Genomic DNA, 26308 nt, shown 5'->3' on the forward strand with positions numbered 1-26308 from the left:
TCAGGCGCTCAGGCGAGCGGGCGAGGAGTGAAGTGGAATGCGGCGCTCGGCACGGGGACGCCGTACGTCCGGAGCTGCTGGGCGCGCGTGACGACGGCCGCGCCCTCGAGCAGGTTGCGCGCGACCTGGACCGCCGTGCGGCGCGCCGGGTCCTCGAGGAACGACCCCTTGACCCAGCGGTTGAACGCGCCCATGGCCGGGCCGCACCAGATCTGGTAATCGGCGCGGCGCTTCGGGTCCCCGGCGATCGCCCACTTGCTGGACATGCCGAGATACCAGCGGAAGATCAGCGCCATCTTGTGCTTCGGGTCGCGCGCGGCGCGCTCGAGCTCGGCCGGGTCGCGCTCCGTGAAGAACCGCTCGCAGCCCGCCCACACCTCGTCGCACGACATCTGGAACAGCTCCCTCTCGATGCGCGCGCGCACGTCCGCGGGCAGCGACTCGATGGAGCCGTGGGCGACGTAGAGGTCGTAGAGCCGCTGCGCGCGGACGCCGAACATCGTGCCGCGCTTGAGCACCTGGACCTGCACGCCGAGCTCGAACATGTCGGCGGCCGGCGTCATCACCACGTCCGGGAGATCGGCCTGGGCCAGCATCTTCTTGCCCTCGTCGGACAGGCCCGACTCGACGCACGACTGGTTGACCGAGCCCGTGAGCACGTACGCCGCCCCGAGCGCGAACGCGGCGGCGACCGACTCCGGCGTGGAGAGGCCGCCGGCGGCGCCGACGCGGATCGGCCGGTGATACCCGTACTTCGCCGCGAGCTCGTCGCGGACGCCGAGGATCACCGGGAACAGCGCGACGAGCGGCTGGTTGTCGGTGTGACCGCCGGAGTCCGCTTCCACGGTGATGTCCTCGGCCACCGGGAGGCTCCGCGCGAGCTCCGCCTCGTCGCGGGTGAGCCACCCGTTGCGAACGCAGGTGTCGAGGATCTCGGCCGGCGCGGGCGACAGGAAGCGCGCGGCGACCTCCGGGCGCGAGATCTTCGCGAACAGGTGGTTCTTCCGGTCGACGCGGCCGTCGGGCAAGCGCTTGACGCCGCTGTAGGCGAACCGCACGACCATCGGGTTCAGGGCCATGTAGGCGGCCGCCTCGGCCCGCCGGACTCCCCTCTTCAGGTAGAGCTCCACCGTGTCGCTCTCCAGCCTGGGCTGGTTCGGAGCGTGGATGAGGTTGCAGCCCCAGGTGGGGCCGTCCGTCCCGAGCGCCGCCGAGATCTCGTCGATCGCCTGCTCGATCCGGTGCAGCCCGAGGCCGGCGGCGCCGAAGAACCCCATCATGCCTGCGTTGGCCATCGCGATCGTGAGCCGCGTGGTGTGGATGCCGTTCGCCATCGCGCCGGCCACGTAGGGGAAGCGCAGGCCGTGGACCTCGACGAAGGAGCGGTCTCCGAGCCACTCCGGGTACAGGGCGGGCAGCGTTCCGAGGAGCGGGAACGTGGGGACCCCGTTGACCTGATCCTCGCGGAGGACAGCGCCGCCCCGGGACACGCCGACGCGCCCATCCGGCGTCTCACGCACCACGTGCACCGGCTCTCGCACGCAGGAGACGGCCTCCCGCAAGTCCGTCGATGTGAACGCGGGGAGCCAGGGCCCGCTGCGCCAGATGCCGATCGGCTGGAGGCCGGCGCTGCGGATGACCTGCGGATCCTCAATCATGCTGAGCTGCCTCCTAATGACAAGCACGGCCTCTATAACACCCGTCGTGAGCGGCCCGCGGTAATGGTTCGGTCACGGCGCAACGGCGGGACGGACGCCTTCACCAGCCCATGAAAGCGCTTTCCCTCGGCTCCTCTGCGCCTGACGCGCCCTCGTGACGCACCGCGCCTTTGTTTCGTGACTGTCACGCGCGCCGCAGCGCGGCGCTCACGCCCAGGCGCCGGTGCAGAGCGGGTGGCGTTCAGGGCCAGTGGTACGAGGCCAGCGGGCGCGCAGGCCAGCGGCGCCGGGAGGGCTCGACGGGACCGACACCGGGCGCTACCACAGCGCCCCTGCGGCGAGGCGAGCGGCGGACTCGGACGCGCCAGCCTGCTCGCGCGTCATTTTTCGCGACCGCACGCGCTCGACCGCGGCGTCCCGGTGCTGCGCAGGTTTGATGTCGCCCGCGCTCGTCTTATGCTCCTGTGACGATACGACGATGAGACGTCTCTACCGCCTCTCTGCCAAGATCAGCAGGCTCCTCACGGCCCGTCGGACGCGCGAAGCACGCGCGCAGACGCCCCGTGTGGCGCCGCCGGACGAGGCCCCGACTGGCACCGCCGCCCAGGAATGGACGCCGGCGCCCCTCGACCAGCAGCAGGCGGTGCTCAAGTACGTCATCGCCAACGTCCCCCACGCCATCTTCTGGAAAGACCGTCATGGACGGTTTCTCGGGGGAAATCAGAACTTCCTCAACGACACCAACACGAAGGTGCTGGAGAACCTCGTCGGCAAGACCGATTTCGACGTGTGGGGCAGCAAGAACGCGGAGAGCTTCGTGCGCATCGACCGGGAGGTCATGGAGGGCGGCACCCCGATCCTCGACGTCGAGGAGCCGCTGCTCCGCCCGGACGGCGAGCAGCGGTTCCTGCTCACCAGCAAGGTGCCGATCCGCGACGAACGGGGCAATGTGACGGGGATCCTCGGGATCTACGCGGACATCACCGAGCGCAAACGGATGGAGATCGAGCTCCAGAAGGCCAAGGAGGCGGCGGACGCCGCGGCCTGCGCCAAGGGAGAGTTCCTCACGATGATGAGCCACGAGCTCCGGACGCCGCTCTCCCTCATCCTCGGACCGCTCGAGTCGCTCCTGTCCAACCGGGACGAACCGCTCTCGCCGCGGGTGCGGGCGGACCTCGAGCTCATCCAGCGCAGCGGGCGGCGGCTCCGCCGGCTGGTCGACGATGTCCTCGATCACCAGAAGATCGAGGCCGGCAAGATGCAGATCGACTGGGAGGCCGTCGACGTCGTAGAGCTCGTCTCGGACATGGTGGAGGAGGCTCGCCCGGCGGCGGCGCGCGGCGGGCTCGATCTCTCGATTCACGTGGATCCCGAGCTGCGGAGGGTCCCCGCCGATCGGCGCAAGCTCGAGAAGATCGCGCTCAACCTGCTGGGCAACGCGCTGAAGTTTACCCCTCCTGGCGGGCGCGTCACCGTCGGCCTGCGGGCGCTCGATGGTCTGTTCGAGCTCTCGGTCGAGGACACCGGCCCTGGCATCCCGGCGGACAGGAGACACCTGCTCTTTCAACGGTTTCAGCAGATCGACGCCTCGGCGACGCGAAAGCACGAGGGGACGGGGATCGGGCTGTCGCTGGCCAAGGAGCTCACGGAGCTCATGGGCGGCACGGTCGGCGTGGAGAGCGAGCCCGGGGTCGGCTCTCGCTTCTTCGTGCGGCTCCCGCGCGCCGCGGATTTCCTTGCAGCGCGGCGGGCGACCGCCGCGCCCGCGTCGCCGAGCTCGCTCGGCGGCGCGGGCACCTGCGAGCCTCCCCCGTCGTCGGTCAACCTCCGCGCCTTCGAGGTGCCTCCGCAGCCCGCCGCAGGCGCGCCCTGCGCCGGCGGCGGCGCGGCGGGGCCGCGCGTGCTCGTGGTGGAAGACAACCCGGACATGAGATCGTACCTGGCGGACATCCTGTCGGCCGGACACGAGCTCGCCCTGGCGACGAACGGCCGGGAAGCGCTCGAGTCGATCACGGCGAAGCGGCCCGATGTCATCGTCTCGGACGTGATGATGCCGGAGATGGACGGATTCGAGCTGGTCAGGCGGCTCAAGGGGGATGCCGCGCTCCGGGACATCCCTGTCCTCCTCTTGACGGCCAGGGCGAGCGGCGCGGAGGCCGTGGGGGGGCTCGACGTCGGCGCCGACGAGTACATGAGCAAGCCGTTCGACCCCCTGGAGCTCAGGGCGCGGGTCCGCGCCGCCGAGCGGCTGCACCGCGCCTATCTGGAGCTCGCGGCGAAGAACGGCGAGCTCGCGGCGGCGCTGGAGCGGCTCTCGGAGGCGCAGCAGGAGCTCCTCCAGGCGGGCAAGATGGCGGCGATAGGGACGCTGGTGGCGGGGCTGTCGCACGAGATGAACAACCCGGTGTCGGCCATCCTGATGAACGCCCAGCTGCTGCTCAGGCGGCACCGGAAGGGGCACGGCCTGCCCGACGAGGCCTCGCTCCTGAAGGCGCTCAGCACCATCGAGCGGCAGGCGATCCGGTGCTCGGACCTCGTGACGGCGCTGCTCGAGTACGCGCGCGGCAAGCCGATCGGCCGGGAGCCGTGCGACGTGCGCGCGGCGCTCCGCCGCGCGGTCGACCTGTCCACGCCGCGGGCGCGCGAGCGCAGGGTCCACCTCGAGACGGACGGCACCTCCTCGGCGCTGCCCGAGGTGCTCGTCAACGCATCGCAGCTCGAGTCGGCCTTGCTCAACGTGATAGGCAATGCGCTCGACGCGAGCCCGCACGGCAGCGCCGTGGTGGTCGAGGCCCGCCCGCTGCCCCGCGGGGACATCCACGGCGTGGAGATCGACGTGCACGACCGCGGCTGCGGCATCCGCGCCGAGGACCTGAACCGCATCTTCGAGCCGTTCTTCACGACGAAGCCGCCCGGGCAAGGGACCGGGCTCGGGCTGTCGCTGACGCACCGGTTCATCGAGGAGCACCAGGGCAGCATCCGTATCGAGAGCGCGCTGGGCGAGGGCACGACGGTGCGCATGTGGCTGCCCGCGCGGCAAACGGAACGGGCGGAGTGAGGCGAGGGAGCGACCGCGCCGGCCGCGCCGGTCAGCTCGCCGGCGAGGCGCGGAGCTCCGCGGCGAGCGCCGCGCCCAGGGCGAAGAACGCCGGCCGGGCGGGCTCCGGGCCGCCGCCCAGCCGGCGCTCGAGCCGCGCCGGATCCCAGCCGCAGGCGTCGTAGGTCTCCAGCGCGTGCCGGTCGCGCCTGGACAGCCGGGCCCTCGCGCCGTGGAGCGCTGCGGTCATGGCCGGCAGCACCGCGGAGAGCGCGCGGCCGGTCTCCCCCCAGTCGTCGAGCGACGATGGGCTCTCCAGCACATCGACGACGAGGCCCGTGAAGAACAGGCCGACGACGGCCTCGCAGAGGCGATCCAGCGCGCCGCGGACGGCGTCGTCGCCCATCGTCCAGAGCGCCGGGTCCGGGTTGAAGTAGCCCAGGAACGCTTGCAGCATGAGCATCGGCGTCTCGGGCATCAAGAAGCGACGCTCGCCCCGCTCGCGCGACCGCCTTCGGAGCACGCGCATCATCGAGATCATGATCTCGCCGACCGCGAACCCCTGCTGCGCCTGCTCGGCGAGATCGTCGCCCATGTCCACCTCGACGCGGACCCCGGGGGCGAGCCGGGCGACGAACGTGATCCCGAGCGGGTGCACGAACAGCGTCCTCGTGGCGAGCATCTCGACGTCACGGAGGACATCCGCGGGCAGAACCGCCGCATAGGCGACCAGCGCGCGCTGGACCGCGCCGGTGAGGAGCGGCTCCTCGGGGACGTCGTCGACCAAGTCGCCCAGGCTCATGATCGACTCCGCATGATCGCGGAATAGCACAGCTGGGCGAGGAGCGGCGCCCGCTTCGCGCCGGACGCCCTCGATGCCGCCGGCGGCGGCGCGACATCGGATCTGTCATTTATTTGCGGCGAGCGTTCTGTCATTTATTTGTGACGGGAGATCTCGTCATTTATTGATCACGAAGAGGGAGGGAGGCCACGGCGCGCCGCGCCCCCCTCGGGCCGACAGCGCACCGCATCAAGCTCGCCCGCGAGCCGGAGCTCGATCTGCGGCGCGCGCCGTACGGGCGCCCCTGTGTGATAGCTTCGGCGCATGACCAGCGCGGGCGCGACGCTGCCAGTCCCGGTCGCGACGCCGCGTCGAGCCGCGCTGCGCGCCCACCTCGCCGAGTTCCTGCTCGTCGGGGGCGCGACGCTCGTGCTCTTCCCGCTCGCGTGGCTCGCCCGCAGGGCCGTCGGGCTCGACGCGGCGGAGCTCGCGATCGGCTTCCTGACGTTCCACGCCGCGTCCGTGATCAACGATCCTCACTTCGCGGTGACGTACCTGCTGTTCTACAAGGACGCGAGGCGCCGCGCGCTCGGCGGCGCGTTCGCCCCGGCGCAGCGAGCCCGCTACCTCCTGGCCGGCCTCCTGGTCCCGGCCGCGCTGCTCGCGTGGGCGATCGGGGCGCTCTCGACCGGCTCCGCGCGGTCCATGGGCTTCATGATCCAGCTCATGTTCCTCCTGGTGGGCTGGCACTACGTGAAGCAGGGCTTCGGCGTGCTGACGGTGCTCTCGGCGCGGCGTGGGTTCCGGTTCGGCCCCCTGGAGCGCAAGGTGATCCTCGCGCACTGCTTCGCGGCCTGGGCGTACGCGTGGGCGAGCCCGGCGGATCCGGGCAGGGAGGTCGAGGAGAAAGGCGTGGTCTACACGTCGCTCGCGCACCCACCGGCGCTCGAGCCCGTCACCGGGCTCGCGTTCGGGCTCAGCGCGCTCGCGCTGCTCTGGGTGCTCGCGCGCAGGTGGCGAACGGAGCGGCGCCTGCCGCCGCTCGCGCCGCTGACCGGTTTCCTCGTCACGATCTGGCTCTGGACGGTCTACTCGAGCCTCGACCGGCTCATGGTGTACGTGATCCCGGCGCTCCACTCCGTTCAGTATCTGTATTTCGTCTGGCTCATGAAGCGGAACGAGGCGCGCGACGCCGAGGGCCCGCCGCTGTTCGGGCGGCCGGCCGGCCTGCGCCTCGCGATCCTGGCGGCGACCGCCGTCGGCCTCGGGTGGGTCGTGTTCCGCGGCGCCCCCGCGCTCCTCGACGCCGCGCACGGCGCGCACGGCGCGCACGGCGCGCTGGTGCTGGGCTCGAGCGACGGCGAAGCGATGTCCGACCTGGGCCCGACGCCGTACTTCGCGGCCGTCTTCGTGTTCGTGAACATCCACCACTATTTCATGGACAACGTGATCTGGCGCCGGGACAACCCCGAGACAGCGTATCTGCTGCGACAGGACGACCGAGGCAGCGCGGCCGGCTGAGCGAGCGGCCCGGCGCGGCGGCGCTCCCGCCCCCGGCCCTGCGAAGCGCGGAGCGCCCGCCGGCGCGACCAGGCGGCGCAAGGAGGAGCCCCCTCACCGCCCCGATGAGCGCGGCCACCGCGCGAGGCTGCCCCGGGCGGAGCTAGAACACCAACGATGAGGCAGCCCCGAGGTCAAGGGCTTTAGCGCTCTCTTTCCGCGGCTGGCCGGCTTCGGCTCGGCAGCGGTAGCGCTCGATGTCGTCAGTGCAGGTCGTTTCGGCATGGGCGTCTCCCTTCGCCCTGGCGGGCGTCGTTACGGTTGGGCTGGAGCGCCGCGTCGCGTGCGCAGGAGCGAGCTGTGGCTCAATCGACGATCCGCATTCACAGGCCGGCGGTCGCCCTGGTGACCTGGATGCAGGCTGGGGTCCGAAACGGGATCGTGGAGGCGCAATCTATCAAACGGCGTGTTCCACCCAGAGGCGGATCACCCTCGGTGTTCCCGCGCTCATCCACGTAGCCCTCGTTCACGCTCCTGGCGTGGCGCGCTCGTGGCGCATGTCCCCCGTGTGGGGGAAGTCAGTGCATCGAGGCCCTCCTTGAGGTCGAGCTCGGCCTCGATGGAGCCGCTGCCGTGGCGGCGTTGAGTCCCTTGTCGACGGACCGTTGCCGGCGGCGCGCCTTGACCGTGGCTCGCTGCAAGGCGTGCGCCTGCTGCTCGACCGACTGCGCCTGCAGGCGCAGGCCCTTGGCCGAGGCAGCCGCTGCGCTCTGCGCGTCGTAGAGCGTGCCGTCGCGCCACATGGCCCACAGCACCCCCGACAGCCGCCGCGCCAGCGCCACGACGGCGATGTGGCGACCCCGGCGTTCGGCAATGGCGTCTGCCCATCGACGCAGTGGGTCGTCGCCGCTCTTGTTCTTGTGCCGCAGGATCGTGTGCGCGGCCTGTGTCAGCAGCACGCGCACGTACGCGTTGCCTTGCTTGGTGATCGAACCCAGCCGCCGCTTGTCGCGCCCGCCGGAGGTGTCCTCCAAGGGAACCAGACCCAGGTAGGAGGCGAGCTGGTGGGCGTGGCGAAAGCGCTTGGCTTCGTCCACGACCGAGACGAACGCGGCAGCGACGACCAGCCCCACGCCGGGCGCCGTGGTCAACCGCGCGATCACCGGCTCGTGGGCGCACAGCTGCTCGAGCGCGGCATCGACCAGCGCGATCTGGGGGTTGAGCACCTCCAGCGTGATCACCAAGGGCCCGACCAGCTGACGGCTCTCGGCTGGCAAAGAGGCCTCGCGCAGCCGCGCGAGAAAATCCTCGGTCATACATGTCGCGAGCTTGTGTCCGCAGGCGCGCAGAATGCCGCGCACGGTGGTGACGTACTGGGCTCGCGTCTCGACCAGCGCGCGCCGGACGGCCAGCTGGTGGCGAATGGCCCGCCGGTGAGGCGAAAGCACGTGAGCGAGCGGAATGCCCCCGCGCTCGACGGCGCGCGCCAGCGCCTCGGCGTCGAGGCGGTCATTCTTGCGGCCGTGCTGGCCAACGCCGACCTGACGTGCTCGCGTGGTGTCGACGACCAGGACGTCGTGGCCCCAGTCGCGGAGCTTGTCGTGAGCCACCCAGGCCTCCCGGCACGCCTCGATCGCCACCCGGGCCGGCGAGGACGACGGACCGAGGACATCTTGAAGCGAATCAAGCGAGCGGACCGTGCGTCGCAGCGCCACCTGCCCGCCCACTACCTCGCAGAACGAAATCTCGTTGACCCCCAGATCCAGCGCTACACTTCGCATGGCTGACCTCTCCTGGGCCCCCGTCGACTGCGTCTTCGAACGCGTGGGGGTGCCCGCAGGCAACCCTGCAGGCGAGAGGTCGGCCATCTTGCTTGCTGCTCCGAGTGGCTCCTTCTTGCGCGCTGCTCTCCGGAGCTTGGAGCCCCCGCCGGAGGCCTCCGTCCGCCCATCGCCCGCAGCTTTGTCCGGCTGGAGCGCGCAGGGGGAGTCAAGGGCGGCGGAGCCGGCGAGCTCCGCTCGCGAACCCTTGACCCCCCCGAGCACTCCAGCACGCTCTGCTGCTGCCGATGGGCCGACCTCCACGGTGATGCGGGCTGTCTTCGCAGGCCCCGCCGCGCGAACGCGTCGAGCAGACGCACGGGTCGGTGCGGTCGGCATCGTGGATCCAGGCGCCGCTTGGGCTGCCTCATCCCATCTATCAATCATGTTGAAACCCGGAGAATTTCACAGGGAGGCGAGGAGGCGGGGAGGAAGAAAAAAAAGACTCTCTCCTTCTCGCCGTCTCTCGCTCCCCTTCTCCTCGCCTCCCTGTGAAATTCCTGCTTTTTCTCGGGGTTTCAACCCGTTTGTCGCTCTAGCCCCCGATCTCATCCGTCCAGACGCGGAAGCTCCGCAGCGTGTTCTCGCCGAAGGTCGTGGTGATCGCCACGTCGGCGGCATCGCGCCCGCGGGCGATCAGCACGCGCCCGATGCGAGGCACGTTGTTGCGCGCGTCGAACGTATGCCACTCGCCGCCGAGATAGGCCTCGAACCAGCCGGAGAAGTCCATCGTCCCGTGGGGAGGAGGTACGCCGATGTCGCCCAGGTAGCCGGTGCAGTAACGAGCCGGGATGTTCAGGCAACGGCAGAGCGCGATCGCGAGATGCGCATAATCTCTGCAGACGCCTCTCCGATCGTTGAACACCTCCTCCGCCGTCTTGGTAGGGCTCGCGAACTCGTAGCCGAAGGCGATGTGCCGATGAACGAAGTCGCAGACGGCCTGCACGCGACCCCAGCCGGTGGGCGACTGGCCGAACAGGTCCCATGCCGCCTCTGACAGGCGATCCGTCTCGCAGTACCGGCTGCCCAGCAAGAACACCAGCGTCTCCTCCGGCAGCGCATCGACGGGGTGTTGCTCGGCCGATGTCACGACGCGGTCCGGCGCGCCCGTGTCGTTCACCACCGCGTCGGCGGAGATCTTCAGCTGCCCCGCCGGCGCGACGATACGGCTACACCAGTTGCCGAAGGCATCCCGGTAAGCTCGGACCGGGATCGACGGGCTGGTGAGCATGTGATCGGGCCGCACCAGATCCGATGCGCGCGAGTAGTGGACGCTCAGCGTCAGGATCACCGGCGTCGGTCGTGGGAATTCGTAGAGCAGCTCGTATCCTACGCGGATCTGCATGCGTGCACCTCGATGTGATCGCGCGGCTCCAGTCACGAGCAGGACGCAGCGAGGCCCCCTGTTCTTGCGGCGCACGAACCGCCGCGCGACGGCCGGCCGCGCCGGCTCCCCGCCGCGACGGAGCGCTCGGACGAGCCATCCCACGTCAAGCTCGACGAGCCCGCACCGCGCGACGCCGCTGCGAGCCCCTGGACCCCGAGCGCGACGAACACTTCGGCGCACGCTCGAATGGCTGACTGAAACAGTCTGTACGCAGCGCCCATGTATGTCAAGAACGATCCACCGCCGCTGACGGTCTCGACGTTCGGCTCGTCGTGATAAGGCGGCGTGCGACGTCGCTTGCGCGTCGCCGTGATGCGCTATACCTGCAGGAGCGACGCGGCGCCTGGCAGCACAGCATTGTTTCCGGTCGATGAACTTGCCCGTTACGGACTCGCCTCCACGGACGAAATCGCGCGGCAAAAGAACGCGCTCGCACGAGCGACGCGGCGACGGACCTCGCGAATCGTGACCGTGAGCTGACCGCAAGTGGGCCCAACCGGGGTGTACAAGCGAGCCATGGAATTCGTCGCCATCCTGATCGCCCATTCGACGCTATCGGTCTTTTTCCAGACCTTCTTCCTGCACCGGTACGCCTCGCATCGGATGTTCACGATGTCGAAGCGCTGGGAACGGATCTTCCATCTCCTCACCTACGTCACGCAGGGCTCCTCGTACCTTGTGCCCCGGGCGTATGCGATCCTGCACCGCATGCACCACGCGTACAGCGACACCCAGAAGGACCCGCACTCGCCGCGCTACTACGCGGAGCCGGTCTCCATGATGCTGTCGACCGCGAAGCGCTACGACGCCATCTGCGACGGCACGGCGGAGGTGGAGCCGCGCTTTCTGGGCGGCTACCCCGAGTGGCGCGCGCTCGACCGCATCGGCAACTCGTGGGCCAGCCGCCTCGCGTGGGGGACGGGTTACGCGCTCTTCTACATCGCCTTCGCCACGCAATGGTGGCAATTCCTGTTTGTCCCGCTCCACTGGACGATGGGCCCGCTCCACGGCGCCATCGTGAACTGGTGCGGCCACCGCTACGGTTACCGCAACTTCAACAGCGACGACGACTCCCGCAACACGCTCGCCCTCGACCTCGTGACGCTCGGCGAGCTCTTCCAGAACAACCACCACAAGTACCCGCAGAGCCCGAGCTTCGCGGTGCGCTGGTTCGAGATCGACCCGGCCTACCAGGTCATCCGCGTGATCGCCTGGATGGGCATCGTCCAGATGCCCGGCAGGCGCCAGATCGCCCGGTTGGACACCGGCACCACGGGGGCCGAGGGTTGAGCTCCCCTCCTTGAGAGACATCTCTCATGAGGCCCGGGGCGCCGCGCCGCGAAAAAGCATCGTGCCGGTGAAATCGTGTGTGCTCCGCCGATAAACGTGGTGCCGCGGCCGTCCCTTCTGCTATAGGTTGTTTGCGCACACGCAGCGAAGTTGTCGGTGATGCCGTCTGGGCCCCGTCGAGAGCTATAGGCCATGAAAGCGTCGTTGTCGCGGGTCGTGGACGGTGTGGAACAGAGGCTCTGCTGGCGTTTCCATGTGCATGGGAGGAGCGACGTCATGTACGAGCCGGCGAGCGGGCAGCACGGTCCATTCGATCGCGACAGGCAGCGGCACCTCAAGACGGGCGAGACGTTCAAGCGGCTCGACCGCTCGGGCTCTCCCCGGAGGTACGACGGGCTCTCCTGGCAGCCGGCGAGCGCGCTCGCCGGCGCAGGCCCGTGATCGCCGGCTCCGCGAGAGCTCGGCCGCCGGGCAGCCCCGGAACGACACGTCGCACGGGAACTTGCAAGGTCCATCAACGGAGCTGTTCATCACCGCCATGTCCATCCCTCAGAAGCCAGTCGCCTCCTCCCTGTTGCTCGCCACCGCTGCCCACCTCCACTTCCGCGCCACGGCGCGCGACCGGAGCGGCTCGACGCTCGGCGTGCTCATCAACACGTCGGGCGCTCGGCAGCACCTCGTGATCGAATCAGGCGGCGCGGAGGGCACCTGGACGCTGTCCAGCGCGGCGCCCGCCGGTCACGCCTCCTTCCTTCTCTACGAGAGCGCCGCCAACGTGTTGCGCGGCGGAGACCTGAGTGAGGACGGGAGCATCTCCTACCAGGGAGCGTTGTACACCATCGAATCGTCGCTCGACGGGAATACCCGTACAGCGAAGGTGAGCGGCAGCGTGTGAGCGGTGCCATCGCCGGTCCTCGGCGGACGCGCCGTGACAGCGCGGTGTTCCGGCCGCCTGGCAGGCGAACGAGGACGGAGGAACGCGCGGGTCCGGCTGTCCGGCGTGGTGCTCGTCACGGGCCAGCCGCGGGTGGCGGGCCTCAGGAACCGCTTCCGCCGCGACGCATGGACGGGTCGCCATCTCGGCCGCCGAGGCCGTGCGATCGAGCGCGCTCGCTCGATGCAACCCCATAAAAGAAGAACCGGTTGCGAGCGGGGCTGGTCGTCGGACGCCGGCGCCACCGTGGGAGAGAACCCCGGGCTGCTCGGCATCTCCCTCGACGCGATGGTCTTCGATCCCGTCCCCTGGAATCGCCGCGACGTCACCGCGGACGCCGCGGCGTAAGGGCAAGCCTCACGCGCTCACCGAGACGGGCACCTACCGGCTGCACCTCCTCCACCGGGTCAGCAAGCTCGCCGCGGGCGCGGCGCTCACGCTCTACCCGGCAGACCACGTGAGCAAGTGGCACGACACCCTGTTCGATGAAGGCCTGCGGACGGAGTTCCTGGCCAACTACGGCCTCGGCGCGGCGGGCGCGGTCGCGCTCTCTTCCGCCGAGGTGACGAGCCTGTTTCCGGACGCGGGGCGGGGCGCGCTCACCGAGGACTGGTACAACACCCACCTCCTCGATCTCGCCAAGAGCGCCGGCGTCGCTTACGCGCTGACGTGGCAGACCTACTACGACGGCAGCGACTTCGACGACAAGGCCGTCTACTACTATGTTCCCTTCCCGGGCCACCCGGAGGCGGACAACTTCCGTCGCTTCGCGGACGATCCGGCGGTCTGCTTCGGCGCGGCAGCCTGCCAGTAGCCCGGCGAGGAGGCGAGGAGGCGAGGAGCGAAACGCGGACATCCGCTCTAGACGTGAAAGCTGCGTCGAGCCCCGGGCCTCGCGGTCAGGTGACGAGGATCAGGCGGTCCCAGGCGGCGCAGGGCCGCCGGAGCGAGGGAGCTCGGGCGGCTCCTTCACTGTCCCTGTCGCCGCGGCCGAGCGCTCCCTCGCCGGCGCGCGCTGGCCTCGACGACCGCGCTGGAGTAAGGGGAGAGTGTTCAGGAGGCACCATGGGCATCTCCATCGCGTACTCGGGCAAGCTCCGCGACCCGATCGTCGTCCCCGAGCTCGTCGCGGATCTCGCCGCCAAGGCCGCGGCCGCCGGCTGGCCCAGCAAGACCATGAAGGAGCTCGTCGCCGATCGGCGCGTGACGTGCTCGGGTCTCGAGGGGATCACGCTCTATCCCCACCGCGAATGCGAGCCTCTCCACTTTCACTTCGACGGTGAAGGCACCTTCATCAACCACACGTACCACGCGCTGCTCAGCGACTCGAAGATGGCGGACATGATGCGGGAGGCGCTGGCGGAGTCCGCGGCCATCACCCGCAACCTCACCCGCGCAGCGCAGGAGAAGGCGGGGCGCGGCGGAGGGCCGCACGTCAGCGTCAGCGTCCCCAGCCTGCCGGAGGCGCCGGGCGTCGAGTTCTTCAAGGAGGGGAGCCGCTACAACTGGACGAAGACGCAGTTCGCCGGCCCCAAGGTCCACGTCGCCGTGTGCGCCATCCTGCGGTACGTGAAGCAGCGCTATGCGCCCGAGCTCGACGTCAAGGACGACAGCGGGTACTTCGTCGACGGGGACTACGAGAAGCTCGAGGGCCAGCTCGCCTACGTCGAGCGCCTCACCTCGCTCGCCTCGCAGGCCATCGAGGCCGCCGCCGCCGCGAGCAAGGGCCCGATGACCCTCGACGCGTTCGTGGACCGGATCAACGAGGAGCTCGCCGAGGCCAAGGACAGGCTGCACTGACGAGCGCGCGCGCCGCCGCCGGCGGGGCGGCGCGCTGGGTCCCACCTTCTCGGCCCACCCGCACCGGGTCGCTGCGAGGAAGACGAGCTACAACTTCGGCGTCCATCGCCCGCGTCGACGTCGACACGGGCGCGATCACCCTGGCGCGCGTCGCACACCACGAGCGCCCGTCGGAGCCGATCTTCGTGCCGCGCGCTCCCGGCGCCCCGGAGGGCGACGGCCACGTGCTCGCCGTGGTCACCGATGCGAAGGCCGGGAAGAGCGCCGTCCACATCTGGGACGCCGCGCACCTGGACGATGGGCCAGCGGCGCGGGTCCACCTGCCCCACGCCTCGCCCCAGACCTTCCACGGGGCGTTCCTGCCCCGCGCGGATTGAAAGCCGCTGCTTCCGCCCCGGCTGGCGCGTCGCCGTCAGGCAGGGAGAGGAGGTGGCGCCGCGCCGAGCGAGAGGCTCGTCGGGCGTCGAGACCGCGGGGAGACGCGGAGCTAGAACGACAAGCGAGTTGAAACCACGAGAGAAAGCAGGAATTTCACAGGGAGGCGGGGAGGCGGGGAGGGAGAGACGACAAGAGCGAGAGATTCATTTCTTTCTTCCTCCTCGCCTCCCCGACTCCCTGTGAAAATTCTCCGGGTTTCAACGTGATCGGTAATCTAGACCCGCGGGCGACGCATCGCCCCCCGCGCCACGGCTGCTGAGAGCCTTTCGAATGGCGAGCTCAGCGTCCGCGGCGAGGAGTGGAGCACCACGCCCCACGCTCGAACGCTCACCGTCGCGTCGCTCGCTCTTTGGCGATCTCGTCGCGGCCGCCCTTCTCGACGAGCGCCGGGAACATCCTGCCGAGGCGCCAGAGGAAGCGTGCGCGCGAGGGCAGCACGATGACGGGCTCGTCGTCGGCCGCCGCGTCGAGCGCCTCGCGCGCGAGCGCGTCGGCCGGGTAAGGCGGGCCGGCGAGGGCCTCGAGCAGGCGTCGCGCGTTCGGAACCCACGGGACCGCCGGCAGATCGCGGGGGTTCTCGGAGTCCAGGATCGGGGTCTCGACCGCGGCCGGGCAGAGCACGCTGACGTGGACGCCGTAGGCCGCCGCCTCGATTCGCAGGCTCGTGCTGAGGCCGACGACGGCGTGCTTCGTCATCGCGTACGGCGTGAAGAGCGGCGCAGGGCCCAGGCCGGCGAGCGAGGCCACGTTGAGGATGTGGCCGCTCTTCTGGCGCACCATGATCGGGTAGCCCGCCACGATGCCGTGGAGCACGCCGCGCACGTTGACGTCGAGGACGCGGTTCCAGTGCAGGAGCGGGATCTCGTGCGCCTCGCCGGCGGCGCCGACCCCCGCATTGTTGATGAGCAAGTCGAGGCGCCCGCCACGGGCGGCCGTGTCCTCGATGGCCTCGCGCATGCCCGCTTCATCGCGCACGTCGAGCGCGCGCGACGAAGCGCCGTTGCCGGCCTCGGCCGCCACCTTCGCAGCGGCGTCGCCGTTCACGTCGGTCACCGTCACGCGCGCGCCGCGCCGCGCGAGCTCCAGGCTGAGCGCTCGACCGATCCCCGAGCCGCCGCCTGTGATGAAGGTGACTGCATCTTTCCACGTTTTTTTCATGGGCTCTCCGAGCAGGAGAGGGCATACGATAACGTTGCTCGTGTCAAGCTCCCGTTCGGCTCGCCGGGCGCACGCAAACGCGCTCTTCGCGATTCCGTCGGCCGACGCGCGGAAGCTCGGTCACGTGACCTGTGGCGACACGCCCGTACCAGCGTGCCGCCCTTCGTGGCGCCGCGCCTGCCCAACGTCTTCGTCATCAGCCGCAAGGCACCTTGGCAACTGCATTGCCGGGTTCGGCGGCCTCGCTTGCGGTCCGCCCCAGGGCGTCAGTGCTGCGGCAGCTGCAGGAGCGCATAACTATGTACGTCGAGCCCAAAAAGTTCGCAGGAAATTCAGGACTCCTGCCAGCTGCCGACCACGAGGCCATGTCAGGGCACGCCCACGTCATCGCCCGCGGAGAAAAAGACGACGAGCGCCGCCTGCACCGCACCGGTGATCAACCCCGTCGCGAGCAGCGCCACAACGATCCTGGCGAGCAAGCCCGCGCGCAGAGCCGAGAGCCAAGGCCCCAGCAGCACCGCAAGCCCACCGAGGACGATCGCCAGGGCGCTCGCCAGCACCAGGCCGAACAGCGCATCGCCGGGCGTCGCGAACGCTCGGATCGCCTGCCACGACGCGCACGGTGTAGCGCCGTACCCAAAGGTCGTCGCCCCCACCCCCACGGCGATCATGAGGCCCGCAGCGACGGGTGCCGTGAACGGGAGGAGCGCGTACGTTCGCCAGAGCGGGCGCTGGGCGCCGAGGCCATGGTGGGTCTGCCACGCGAGCGCGACACTGCAGGCGGACGCGGCGACTTGGGCAGCGCCAGTGCGCAGCACGGAGGCTACCAGCAGTCCGGCGAGATGCTTCTCTGCGCCGAACGCTGACAGCGCGTATCCGATCTGAAAGGCGAGCGCGGCGCCCCTCACCAGCGAGGCCCCGAGAAGCCACGTGACGAAAACCCTCGCAGCGCTTCGTGACAAGGGGCCCGCGGGGACGGCCTCGACCGGGGTGCGCGGCGCCTGGTAGCGGTTCTCACGCTGGTTCATCGCGCTCGACACTGACAGAGCACGCGCGGGGCGCACAGGCGAATTACGAGTTCATCGGCTGGCACAGGCCGAAGTCAAACCGGTGGACCAGATCCGTGCGTTCGGGCTCCTTTGGAGAACTTCCGCACCGAGGGTCACACTGTTCGGCGCTGCGCCGCAAGTGCCGAGCGCTGTCCAGCGCCGTCGGGTAGCTCTGTCTAGGAGCAGCGGCGGCTGTGATTCGGCCCTTCCGGCCTCTGCCGCCGCAAACGAGGATTTCGCGGCGCTCGAGGTCGCGGCCCGCAAGGGGAGACCGCGCCCCTTCGTGCACGGGGAGCGGTCTCCCCTTGCGGGCCGCAGCTTCAGGGTTCGCCGGCGAGCTTCTTCACCGCCGCGAGCAGCAGATCCGGCTTGAACGGCTTGATGATCCACCCCTTCGCCCCGGCCTTCCGGGCCTTCTCGATGAGCTCCGGCTGCCCCTCGGTGGTGAGCATCAGGATCGGAACGCCCGGCGCGAGCCCCTTGTCGCGCAGGCTCTGGATCATCTCGATGCCGTTCATCACCGGCATGTTCACGTCCGCGATGATCATCGCCAGCCCGTCCTTGTGGGCCGCGACCGCGGCGACCGCATCTCGGCCGTTGTCCGCTTCCAGCGTGCCATAACCCGCCCCCGACAGGAGAATGCCGACCTGCTGGCGGACCGTACTCGAATCCTCGACGAGAAGAATCTTCTTGGCCATGTGACGTATCTCCTCTTGCGTGTACGGCCATCCGGCTCAGAACAGCAGCACTTCCCCCTCGGGCTGCGGATCGGGCATGTTCACTTCCTCGAGCTCCAGCGCGCCGTCGGGCGCGAGCGCGTCGAAGAGCACGACGAGCCGGTCGGGCCCCGCCGCGAACAGGATCCGCCGGAAGCCCTCGCTCTGCTCCTCCCTCGCGCGCAGGTGCTCGCCGATCGCGGCGCTCGGCGTCGAGAGCACGATGACCAGCCCGAAGTGACGCAGGCGGTTCTTCACCCGCCCGAGGAGCTGGTTGGCGAGCTCGCTCGCCCAGTCGCACACCATGTCTTCGTCGATCTCGCGCTGCTCTCGCAGCGGGTGGCTGCGCGTGATGAGCGCCACGGGGGCGACGACGGTCAGGCTCCCGCGAAGGTGGTCGCCCGTGAAGCCGATGAAGGAGACCACCGCGTTGCCCGGCGTCGCCTCCGACGTCCCGTCGTCCAGCCGCCGGAGCTCGACGCCGTTGTCACGAAACAGGTGGACGCACGACGAAGCGAGCTCCTCATGGATGCGGTCCCAGCTCTCCGAGTTCATTCCCCTCTCCTCGATATCTCGCTCTGCATTGTCGATGTGCTCACCGTGTCACGCGCTCCCCGAGGCCATGCCCGGGCTCGATCCGCCCCGCGAAGGAGGAGGTACCAGCGAGCCCCGCCCGCTCGGAGGCGGCAGCGAGGCAGGGAGCGACACCCCCGCGGCGTCGCTCGGCTCCCGGGGGAACCGGAAGCGGAAGGTCGTCCCCTGGCCGCGCTCGGTGTCGAGCTCTATCCGGCCCGCGAGCCGCCGGCACTCGTGGAGCGCCACGCCGAGACCGACGCCGCGGCCGGAGACGTCCGTGACCTGCTCGGCCGTGCTGAAGCCGGGCGCGAACAGCGCGGCCTCGAGATCTCGGCGCGTCGCGCCCGGCAGCCCGACGGCCACGGCCTTCTCGCGCACACGCTCCCAGTCGATGCCCGCCCCGTCGTCGCCGATCTCGATGACGATCTCGTCCGCCGTCACCCGCGAGACGAGCGTGAGCGTGCCCCTCGACGGCTTGCCCGCCGCCTCGCGCGCCTCCGGCCGCTCGATCCCGTGGTCCATCACGTTGCGCACCACGTGGCCCAGCGCCTGCCACATCCCGGCGAACCGCGACGCGGGCAGCCGGACGCCCCCGGCGTCGATGCGCACCTCGGGCTTCGGCTTGCCGAGCTTCCGGGCCAGCGTCTCGGCCTGGTCCCTCATCCGGCTGAACCGCACCTCGGTCCGCTCGTCGCGGAGGGCCGCGACGGCCCGCTCGATCTCGGCGGGGTCGCGGCGGTGGCGCACCATGGCGAGCAAGGCCTCGACCTCTTCATGGCCGACGTCGGCGCGCGAGGACTGCGCCGTCGACGCGAGCAGGACGCTCACGCGCCCCACGAACGCGAGCCACACGTCCCTCAGCGCGTCGATCTGCTCGTCGGACGGCAGCGCGCGCTCCTCGACGACGAAGCTCTCGATCTCGTGCGCCACCCTCGCCACGCTCGTCACGTCCCAGAGCCCGGCGTTCCCCTTGATCGTGTGCACGAGGCGCATCACCTCGTCCACCTCGCCGCTGGACCGCGCGCTCACCGCGTCGACGAGCTTCGTCGTGTCGTTGACGAAGCCGACGAGGCCGAGCCGGTCCTTCACGGCCCGCTCGAACACCTGGATATACTCGTGCTGCTGCTCGGCCTCGCGCACGGAGGCGATCGTGGACGTGACGTCCGTGATCACCATCAGCGCCCCGTTGAACTGGCCCTCTCCCGACAGGATCGGCTTGAAGCCGAGCGCGAGGTAGCGGCCCTCGCGGCGCAAGGTCTTCGGGAGCTGGTCGAGGACGACCTCGAGCGGGAGGAAGTCGTCGCAGGCCGCCTCCCACCCCATCCTGAGGAACGCGCTGGCCCGCGGATCGTGGCCGGCGATGCGATCGGCGAAGTGCTCGTCGCGCGCCGGTACGCCGAAGAGGCGCTCGAAGGCGGCGGAGTGCACGGGCTCCATCGTGCCGTCCCGGTGGAGGGTCACGAGGGCCTGATCGACGTTGTCGAGGACGAGGCGCATCTCCCGGTTGCGCTTCTCGAGCTCGGAGGTCCGCTCCGCGACCGTGGCCTCGAGGTTCTGCCGGTGGCCCTCGAGGACCTCGTCGCGCGCCTGGATGCCCGCCAGCATCTCGTTGAAGGCGTCCGTGAGCGCCCCGAACTCGTCGTCGGCGGTCTTGCGGGCGCGCGTCGTGTAGTCGCGCGTCCGCCGGACGTGGGCCGCGGCCTCGCCGAGGACCTCGAGCGATCGGGAGATCCCCCGCACGAGGACCAGCGCCAGCGCGGCCGACACGAGGAGCACGAACGCCGAGACCGCGACGCCGTCGCGCACCGTCCTCCGCGTGTCCGCCACCCTGGCCGCCGCGGCGCGCCTCATCCCGGAGATCGCCTCCTCCTCGATCGCGGCGAGCCCGTCGACGCGCCCCTGCTGCGCCTCGAACCACGCGTCGTGATCGATCGCCAGCGCCTCGTCGGTCGACGCGATCGCGGCGGCGCGCAGCTCGTCGGCGCGCCGCACGCGCGGGTCGGAGCGGGCGGCGTCGTAGAGCGCCCGCGCCGGCTCCGACGCGTTGGCGATGAACTCCTCGTGGTAGAGCTGCTCCTCCGTCATCAGCGTCACGAGCGTCTTGAAGGCGCCCGGCTCGAACTGCGTGGACGCGAAGGCGTGCGCGAGCAGCGCGTGCTGGCGGCTGGCGCGCTCGGCGAACTCGTGGACGGCGACGATCGACTGGATGCCGCGCAGGAGCTCGCCTTCGTCGCTCAGCTCGGCGAGGCCGGCGTTGGCCCGGATGAGGCTCACGTTGATGCCGCCGAAGACCCTCAGCACGCTGTCGAGCGACACCGTCTTCGCGTCGGCCTGGCCCCGGAACGCGCCGAGCTCGCCGACCTTGGCGCGCCCCTCCGCCAGATCGCGGGCGAGCCGGCGCGGCAGCCCGGAGAGGTCGCGCGCGGCCAGGAACGCGTCGAGCTGGGCGAGGCTCTCGTCGGTCGCCGCCCGCGCGTCCCGGAGCTGGCCGCCGGCGCGCAGGAGCTCCGCCGCGCGATTGAGCGGCGGCGCGGCGTGCGGCTCGCCCTCGACGTCGGTCGCCTCCGGCGGACGGGCCTCCAGCCCCTCGACCAGCGCGGTCCACGCCCGCTCCTTCTGGAGGGCGTGCAGCGGCTGCGCCATGATCGAGGAGAGCTGCGCGAGGTCCTCGATCGAGCCTATCCCCGCCGCCCTCGCCGCCTGCTGCCGCGCGTCGCCGACGATCATCGCCGCCAGCAGCAGGGCCCCCGCGACGGGGACGCCGGCGAGCGACCACAGCTTCAGTCGAATCGAAGCGCTACGCAATGTCGGCATGCCCCCGTCCCCCCGGCGTGGCCCGCGCGGCGCGGCGCCCGCGCGCGTCTCGTGTGCTTCGTGACGAGGGCTCTCGCGCGAACGCCTGTCTCCCCGCGCGGCGCACTCAGCGCGAGCACCGGGCGAGCTGAGCCCCGCGCGCGGCGCGGATGATGCGGATGACGCTGATGATGCTGCTGATGCAAACGACAATCAACACGCGCCCACGTGGAGTCATCATCGACGTTCGCCCGCACACCATGTACGCTCCCCTGATCCACGTTCTTTTCTGTTGAGATGTCTCACCTGGCCGTGGTGCACCGGAGCGTCACGGAGCGCGTCGAGTTCCCCGACGCCCTCGTCGCTGTGTATGCTACGCGTGAAGGTCGCGAGTCCGCAAGAGCGCGTGCGACGTCGGCCGGAGCCGCAACGAAGGCTCCGCGAGCGGGGAGAAATCAAAGAGGATGGGCCGGAGTTCACTGCGGCGAGCGCGGACAGGTCGCCTCGCGCGCGCTTCGAGCGCGGCCATCGGAGCAGTGCTCTTCACGGCATCTCTCGCGCACGCGCGGAGCCCTGGCGCCGGCGTCGCCCCGGCGCCCGCTGCGACCGGGGCGCCCGCCGCCGCGACCGGGGCGCCCGCGGCCGCGCCTGCCGCGACCGGCGCGGCCGCGGAGACACGTGAACCCCACCGCAGCAGAGCTTGACCGCGCGGCGCGGGCGCCGCGCAAGAGCGGCTCAGAACAGGATCACCTTGCCATCGAGCGGAAGCGGGGACGAGTTCGAGAACACCAGCGAGCTCTCGTCGAAGTCGCCGCCCAGCGTGACGACCACCTCGCCCTTCAACGTCCGGAAAGCATAGCAGAACTGCTGTTTGCTGCCCCGGTACCGCCGCGCCACGTCGCTCGCGCGGCGCAGCTGCGGCAGCTCGGCGTGAAGCGCTATCTGGAACCGCGCGAGGCGGCTCTTCACCTTTCCCATGAGCTGATTGACGACCTCGCGCATCCAGTCGTCGACGCTGTCGAGCGCGGGCGGCAGCCCCGTCATCGCGCGAAACACGCCAGGGTGCGCCGACAAGGCCAGCAGGCCGGAGAAGCCGGGCGCAGAGAACTCGACCGTGCTCGCCGGATCGCTGTGAACGAGCGCCTCGTCGCGGCTCTCCCCGATGTCGGCAGGCGCTATGGCGACGCCGTAAAAGTGGAAGAGCTCCACGGTCGCGCCCTGAACGAGGACGTCGATGGTCCGCACCTTGCGCGATGAAGCAGACCTTGGAGCAGGCGACGGCTCGCTGGACGGGCCGGAGCGCTCAGGCCCGGAGGATGGCTGCCCGAACCGGGGCGGGGGGAGCGAGTCGCGACGCTCGGCGCCGGGGCGGTCAGGGATGCTGTGCCCCGACCTCATGTCGGACTCACCCTCCGGTGTCGTGCTCCGCCGTCGCATGACAAACGCTCAACTTAGCTCATCTGCCCCTCGAGGACCAATGCGGTCCTCGGACAGGACGCACGAGCACGCAACGCCTTGTCTATCACACTTGATCACGCTCGACCACGCTTAGCCACACTGGACCACGCACCTCAACGCTCGGAAACGTGTGGGCACACACACTTGTCCGGATCACCGGACGCCGTGCCTTGCGCTTTACAGGCGTGGCCGGCAGCGCGCGAAGCGCGCGGGGTCCACGAGGAGATTGACATCGGCGAAAGTTCCAGGATTCCCTGATCGCCCGATGCTGAAGCGCAGAGATTTCCTTCGAGCCACGCTCGTCACCGCCGGCGCGCTGGTCGTCCCGGCCTGCGGCGATGACCCCGAGCCGATCAACCCGCTCGACGACGAGCGCGAGCTCGCGGACGGCTCCGAGTACTTCCCCCAGTCGGTCGCCTCCGGCGATCCGCGCCCCGGCAGCGTCGTCCTCTGGACCCGCGTGCAGGACGGCGCAGCGGATCTCGATCTCGAGGTCGAGGTCGCGACCGACGCCGGGTTCGCGCGGCGGGTGGCGCTCGACGCCGGACAGGCGAAGGTGAAGGCGCTCGCGAGGCACGATCACTGCGTGAAGGTGAAGGTCCGCGGCCTCGCGGCGGGCACGGTCTACTACTACCGCTTCATCTACGTGAAGGGCGACACGAGCTACGCGTCTCGCGTGGGGCGCACCAAGACCGCCCCGGCCGAGGAGGCGGACGTCAAGGTCCGCTTCGCCTACGTGTCGTGCCAGGATTACGTGGGGCGTTACTACAACACCCACCTGGCGCTCGCCCAGGAGGAGCTCGATTTCTTCGTCCACCTCGGCGATTACATCTACGAGACGGACGGCGATCCGAGCTTCCAGAGCGCGACCGGGCGCCGCATCGTCTTCACCGACGTGGCCGGCAGCATCTCCCTCGGTGACGGCGACGGCGCCTACCACGCGGCGAGATCGCTCGATAACTACCGGGAGCTCTACAGGACATACCGCTCCGACGCGAACCTCCAGAAGGTCCACGAGAGCTTCCCGATGATCGCCACGTGGGACGACCACGAGTTCTCGAACGACTGCTTCGGCGCCACGGCCACCTATTTCGACGGCCGGCAGGACGAGACCGACGCGGACCGGCGCAAGGCCGCGAACCAGGCCTGGTTCGAGTACCAGCCCGTCGATTACGGCGACGACGTCGAGCTCGACCCGGACGCCTCGCTCCCGGACGAATTCCACATCTACCGCGACTTCGTGTTCGGCCGGCACGTCCACCTGGTGATGACCGATCTGCGCAGCTACCGGCCGGATCACCTCATCCCGGAGGACGCTTTCCCCGGCAGGGTCGCGCTCGATCAGCCGAAGCTCGTGGCCGAGCTCGGGGAGGTCCCCGCGGCCGCCCTGCCCTACGTGGACGTGGAGACCTACGGCGGCGGCATCTATGCGCCGGTCCTCCTCGGGGCCGCGGAGGCCGCGGGCTACGACCCCGCCGAGGTGACGGGGAAGATCAGCGTCGCCTTCATCAACGAGATCGTCGCCGCCGCCAACGAGGGCCTGCCGGCGGACATGCAGATCCCCCTCATCGACGCCGCGGAAGAGGGCCTGGAGCGGGGCATCGCCTACGTGGATTTCGGCAAGATCAACGCGTACGGCATGATCGGCACCCGCTACTTCATCGCCAAGGACCCCTTCGATATCTACGCTGCCATCCGCTACAAGGAGACGCAGGGCGCGAGCGAGGACGTGATGGGCGCCGAGCAAGAGGCCTGGTTCCTCGACACGATGGAAGGCTCGAAGGCGACCTGGAAGGTCTGGGGCAACGAGTACTGCCTCGTCCAGATCGCCGTCGATCTCAGCCCCTATTCCCTCCCCGCCCAGTTCAAGCGCAGCTTCTACACGACCACCGACGCCTGGGACGGCTTCCGCAACAAGCGGGACGAGCTGCTCGGGAGGCTCGTCGGGCTGGGGGGCGTCGTGGCGATCACCGGCGACGTCCACGCCTTCTACGCCGGCACGCCCGGGCCGAGCGGCGATCCCACGAAGAAGATCGTCGAGCTCGTGGGCGGCGCCGTCTCCTCGGCGTCCTTCCGCGAGATCCTGACGGGCCAGATCTCGAGCGATCCGACGCTGCGCGGGCTCCCGGGCGCCGCGGCGCTCGCCCTCAGCATCGACACGCTGCTCACGTCGCCCGAGACGAAGATCAACCCGCACCTCGCCCACGCCAACAGCAGCGCCCACGGCTATGTGGTGGTCGAGGCGAGCGGGCAAGAGCTCGTCGCCGACATGCGGAGCATCAAGGCCTCCGAAGCGCAGACCGACTACTCGGGGAGGATCGGCGAGCTGAAGATCAGCAGCAAGCGCTTCCGCACCCTCCCCGGGGAGAGCGAGCTCTACCTGGACGACGCCGGCGCCTGGAAGCGCTGGGATCCCACGACGCAAGCGTGGGTCTGACGCCCGGCAGCCCTCGATAGACCGCTCACGGCATCAGGTGGAGCATCGCCATCATCCCCAGATCCGCGTGGTCGAGGATGTGGCAGTGGAACATCCACATGCCGGCGCGGTCGTCGAACGGGATGGCGATCCGCACGGCCTTTCCAGGCACGAGGTTGACGGTATCGCGCCATGCGCGCACGGGCGGCTCGGCGCCGTCGATGTCGAGCACCTGAAAGAAGAACCCGTGCAGGTGGAACGGGTGATCGTAGTGGGTGGTGTTCGTCAGCGTCCAGATCTCGACCGTGTTCGTCTTCGCAGAGAGCATGAGAGAGCCGTCCGTCTGGCCGTTGATCCCGAGCACCGCTCCGTCGGCATCGCCCTGCTCCATGAACTCCACCGCCTGTCGTTGCGCGCCCGTGGTGTCGATCGAGGCGATCTCGGCCAGACGCTCGGGAAGCGGCGGTGCGCCGCTCCCCGGAGGCTCGTCGGCCAGCTCGAGACGCATGAGGTCCGTGGGATCAACCTCGTTCGGCAGGTGGAATCGATTCGCGTCGAGGAGCGGGATCACCACCGGCTCGCCCTCGACGGGCAGCATATAGAGCTCCGCGCGCTCCCCCGGGGCGAGCCTCACCTCGTCCACGGGGAGCGGGCTCTCCGAGAGGCCCGCGTCTCCGCCGATGAGCACGAGCGGCTGGCCCGGCACGGTGAAGCGGAAGTAGCGGCTGCGCGCGGCGTTGACCACCCGCCAGCGCTGCGGAACCCCCTCCCGCGCCGCGACCGTCGGCAGGATCTTCCCGTTGACCAGGACCGTCCCGCCCTCGCGCCCGAAGTAATCGCCGAACCATCCGCTCTCGTCGGCGGGGGTGAGCGAGCCGTCTTCCTCGACGCCGATGTCGCTCATCACGAGCAGCAGCTCGTCGCCGAGCGGCGCCTCCTCCGCGGCATCCTCGACGACGAACGCGCCGTAGAGGCCCGCGCCGACCTGGGCGCTCGAGCGAAGGTGGGGGTGGTACCAGAACGTGCCGGCGTCCGGCACGGTGAAGGAGTACTCGAAGCCCTCGCCCGGCTCGATGGGCTTCTGCACGTGCTGCGTCCCATCCATGGCCGCCGGCACGCGCAGACCATGCCAGTGGACCGTCGTCGCCTCGGGAAGGTGGTTCTCGAGCTTCACCACCACGCGGTCGCCCTTCTTCGCGCGGATCGTCGGACCGGGGAGCATCCCGTTGTAGGTCCAGACCTCGGTCGTGAGCCCTGGGACCACCTCGATCGCGGCCACCCTGGCCTCGAGGTGCACCTCGACCACGTCGGGCGCGGGGTCGTGATCCTCGGCGTCCGGCAGCCGCAGCGCGTCGTCCCAGCCCGCCGGCTGGCGGAGGTCCGGCGGCGGCTCTTCCGCGCCGCACCCCGCGAGCGGGCTCACGAGCGACAGGATCACCGCAACCTCTCCGGCAAAGCGTGCCGAGGACACGCATCCTTTGCGCCTTGCGCGGGGCA

Annotated in this window: 21 protein-coding genes; 10 read left to right on the forward strand and 11 right to left on the reverse strand. The window is 70.0% G+C overall.

The window, feature by feature from the left end:
- Positions 1-8: 8 nt before the first annotated feature.
- Positions 9-1658: a PfaD family polyunsaturated fatty acid/polyketide biosynthesis protein gene (locus tag ACSRUE_RS44290; RefSeq protein WP_441288835.1), complete on the reverse strand. Its 1650-nt coding sequence runs from the start codon at positions 1656-1658 to the stop codon at positions 9-11.
- Positions 1659-2136: 478 nt separating this feature from the next.
- Here ACSRUE_RS44290 and ACSRUE_RS44295 point away from each other — a divergent pair, with 478 nt between their 5' ends.
- Positions 2137-4716 (forward strand): ATP-binding protein, encoded by a 2580-nt coding sequence (locus ACSRUE_RS44295; protein WP_441288836.1) that lies wholly within the window; start codon positions 2137-2139, stop codon positions 4714-4716.
- Between the two features lie 31 nt (positions 4717-4747).
- Here ACSRUE_RS44295 and ACSRUE_RS44300 read toward each other — a convergent pair whose 3' ends face one another.
- A complete protein-coding gene (locus ACSRUE_RS44300) occupies positions 4748-5497 on the reverse strand; it encodes a hypothetical protein (protein ID WP_437761515.1) in 750 nt (249 codons plus the stop codon).
- Between the two features lie 303 nt (positions 5498-5800).
- Between ACSRUE_RS44300 and ACSRUE_RS44305 the strand changes: the two genes are divergently transcribed.
- A complete protein-coding gene (locus tag ACSRUE_RS44305; RefSeq protein WP_441288837.1) occupies positions 5801-6997 on the forward strand; it encodes a hypothetical protein in 1197 nt (398 codons plus the stop codon).
- Positions 6998-7554: 557 nt separating this feature from the next.
- Here ACSRUE_RS44305 and ACSRUE_RS44310 read toward each other — a convergent pair.
- Together ACSRUE_RS44310 and ACSRUE_RS44315 are read right to left on the reverse strand one after the other, a co-directional pair.
- Positions 7555-8757, reverse strand: a complete 1203-nt coding sequence (locus ACSRUE_RS44310; RefSeq protein ID WP_437761397.1) for an IS110 family transposase — start codon at positions 8755-8757, stop codon at positions 7555-7557.
- A 574-nt stretch (positions 8758-9331) separates the two neighbouring features.
- The gene (locus ACSRUE_RS44315; protein WP_441288838.1) at positions 9332-10141 is read right to left on the reverse strand and encodes a transglutaminase-like domain-containing protein; all 810 of its coding nucleotides are present in this window, start codon (positions 10139-10141) and stop codon (positions 9332-9334) included.
- A 558-nt stretch (positions 10142-10699) separates the two neighbouring features.
- On the opposite strand from ACSRUE_RS44315, the gene ACSRUE_RS44320 reads away from it, so the two are divergent.
- The 7 genes from ACSRUE_RS44320 (at position 10700) to ACSRUE_RS44350 (ending at position 14584) form a co-directional block, all read left to right on the forward strand.
- Positions 10700-11473, forward strand: coding sequence for an acyl-CoA desaturase (locus ACSRUE_RS44320; RefSeq protein WP_437761518.1), 774 nt, complete (start codon positions 10700-10702; stop codon positions 11471-11473).
- Positions 11474-11749: 276 nt separating this feature from the next.
- Positions 11750-11914 carry a hypothetical protein gene (locus ACSRUE_RS44325; protein ID WP_441288839.1) on the forward strand — a complete coding sequence of 55 codons (165 nt, stop codon included), beginning with the start codon at positions 11750-11752 and terminating at the stop codon, positions 11912-11914.
- Positions 11915-12011: 97 nt separating this feature from the next.
- Positions 12012-12368 (forward strand): hypothetical protein, encoded by a 357-nt coding sequence (locus ACSRUE_RS44330; protein ID WP_437761520.1) that lies wholly within the window; start codon positions 12012-12014, stop codon positions 12366-12368.
- A 222-nt stretch (positions 12369-12590) separates the two neighbouring features.
- Complete coding sequence (locus tag ACSRUE_RS44335) at positions 12591-12755, forward strand: hypothetical protein (protein ID WP_441288840.1); 165 nt, start codon at positions 12591-12593, stop codon at positions 12753-12755.
- A gap of 109 nt (positions 12756-12864) precedes the next feature.
- Positions 12865-13221, forward strand: coding sequence for a hypothetical protein (locus ACSRUE_RS44340; protein ID WP_441288841.1), 357 nt, complete (start codon positions 12865-12867; stop codon positions 13219-13221).
- Between the two features lie 251 nt (positions 13222-13472).
- Positions 13473-14207, forward strand: coding sequence for a hypothetical protein (locus ACSRUE_RS44345; protein WP_441288842.1), 735 nt, complete (start codon positions 13473-13475; stop codon positions 14205-14207).
- Positions 14208-14347: 140 nt separating this feature from the next.
- The gene (locus ACSRUE_RS44350; RefSeq protein ID WP_441293193.1) at positions 14348-14584 is read left to right on the forward strand and encodes a carotenoid oxygenase family protein; all 237 of its coding nucleotides are present in this window, start codon (positions 14348-14350) and stop codon (positions 14582-14584) included.
- A gap of 388 nt (positions 14585-14972) precedes the next feature.
- Here the strand turns inward: ACSRUE_RS44350 and ACSRUE_RS44355 are convergent, their stop codons facing one another.
- The 6 genes from ACSRUE_RS44355 to ACSRUE_RS44380 form a co-directional block, all read right to left on the reverse strand.
- Positions 14973-15803 (reverse strand): SDR family NAD(P)-dependent oxidoreductase, encoded by an 831-nt coding sequence (locus ACSRUE_RS44355; RefSeq protein ID WP_441288843.1) that lies wholly within the window; start codon positions 15801-15803, stop codon positions 14973-14975.
- Between the two features lie 368 nt (positions 15804-16171).
- A complete protein-coding gene (locus ACSRUE_RS44360; protein WP_441288844.1) occupies positions 16172-16831 on the reverse strand; it encodes a hypothetical protein in 660 nt (219 codons plus the stop codon).
- 341 nt (positions 16832-17172) lie between these two features.
- A complete protein-coding gene (locus ACSRUE_RS44365) occupies positions 17173-17550 on the reverse strand; it encodes a response regulator (RefSeq protein ID WP_437761524.1) in 378 nt (125 codons plus the stop codon).
- A 36-nt stretch (positions 17551-17586) separates the two neighbouring features.
- Positions 17587-18123, reverse strand: coding sequence for a chemotaxis protein CheX (locus tag ACSRUE_RS44370; RefSeq protein ID WP_441288845.1), 537 nt, complete (start codon positions 18121-18123; stop codon positions 17587-17589).
- Between the two features lie 48 nt (positions 18124-18171).
- Positions 18172-20958, reverse strand: coding sequence for a nitrate- and nitrite sensing domain-containing protein (locus ACSRUE_RS44375; RefSeq protein ID WP_437943845.1), 2787 nt, complete (start codon positions 20956-20958; stop codon positions 18172-18174).
- A 714-nt stretch (positions 20959-21672) separates the two neighbouring features.
- Positions 21673-22182 (reverse strand): chemotaxis protein CheX, encoded by a 510-nt coding sequence (locus tag ACSRUE_RS44380; protein WP_437297878.1) that lies wholly within the window; start codon positions 22180-22182, stop codon positions 21673-21675.
- 478 nt (positions 22183-22660) lie between these two features.
- Here ACSRUE_RS44380 and ACSRUE_RS44385 point away from each other — a divergent pair, with 478 nt between their 5' ends.
- Positions 22661-24832, forward strand: coding sequence for an alkaline phosphatase D family protein (locus ACSRUE_RS44385; protein WP_441288846.1), 2172 nt, complete (start codon positions 22661-22663; stop codon positions 24830-24832).
- 25 nt (positions 24833-24857) lie between these two features.
- Here the strand turns inward: ACSRUE_RS44385 and ACSRUE_RS44390 are convergent, their stop codons facing one another.
- The gene (locus ACSRUE_RS44390) at positions 24858-26282 is read right to left on the reverse strand and encodes a multicopper oxidase family protein (protein WP_441288847.1); all 1425 of its coding nucleotides are present in this window, start codon (positions 26280-26282) and stop codon (positions 24858-24860) included.
- Positions 26283-26308: the final 26 nt, after the last annotated feature.

Source organism: Sorangium sp. KYC3313 (genome assembly GCF_052075895.1).
Lineage (GTDB): Bacteria > Myxococcota_A > Polyangia > Polyangiales > Polyangiaceae > Sorangium > Sorangium cellulosum_B.